Annotated in this window: 1 pseudogene; it reads right to left on the minus strand. The window is 54.1% G+C overall.

Annotation, left to right across the window (positions count from 1 at the left end):
- Positions 1 to 58 precede the first annotated feature (58 nt).
- Positions 59 to 676 (minus strand): annotated as a pseudogene (locus QP324_RS11845) (IS256 family transposase); the annotation flags it as partial.

Consider the following 676-nt stretch of genomic DNA (forward strand, 5'->3'; position numbering starts at 1 on the left):
GGGTTAAGTAGCAGAATGTGTGTCCGTTCGGCGTGTTGCGGGGCGGGTACACGGTTAGTTACTTCATGGGGCCTTTTCTGATTCCTATCGAGTGTTCGTACTCGGTTGGGATAGCGTTGTCGTAGAAGGCTGGTCGGCCTGTTTCTTGGTCGGCTTTGTTGTGGTCTTCTTCGGCAAGATCGTTGACTTTGGCGAGTTGATCTTGGCCATAATTGCACTGCCTGGCGATATTTAGCGGATCGTCAGGCAGTTGCTTTTTGGTGTGGAGGTACCACTCAAGCATTTTTCGTTGACGTTCCCCAGACCTGCCTCGGTGCGCATCGGCGATGCGTTTGAGCTGGGCGTTTATGCCGCCTTCAAGACTGTTTGTCGTTGAAGCCCAGCGGTTAGGATCAAGCGCATTCGGTGGTGGCTTAAGGTAGGTAAACAGCCAATTGTTGCGCGAGAGGTGCAGCAGTGAGTTGTAGGCTTTGCGTACCCGTAGATGAGTCCATTCCCACTGGTTATTGGGTGTTCGGCGTTCTTTTGGCACGGGTGTTTTCTCGTTGAGGAATGCTTTGAATACCTGACCGAAGTCGTGCAGGCGTAGCGTCCACTCCCGTGCCTGGTCGAGCGTGGTGACACGGGTTAGTTTCAGCGCCAGTGCGTAGATGGTTTTGCCAGCGTCGGTGCGCGG

The sequence above is a fragment of the Corynebacterium sp. UMB0012 genome (genome assembly GCF_030216265.1).
In the GTDB taxonomy this organism is placed as follows: Bacteria; Actinomycetota; Actinomycetes; order Mycobacteriales; family Mycobacteriaceae; genus Corynebacterium.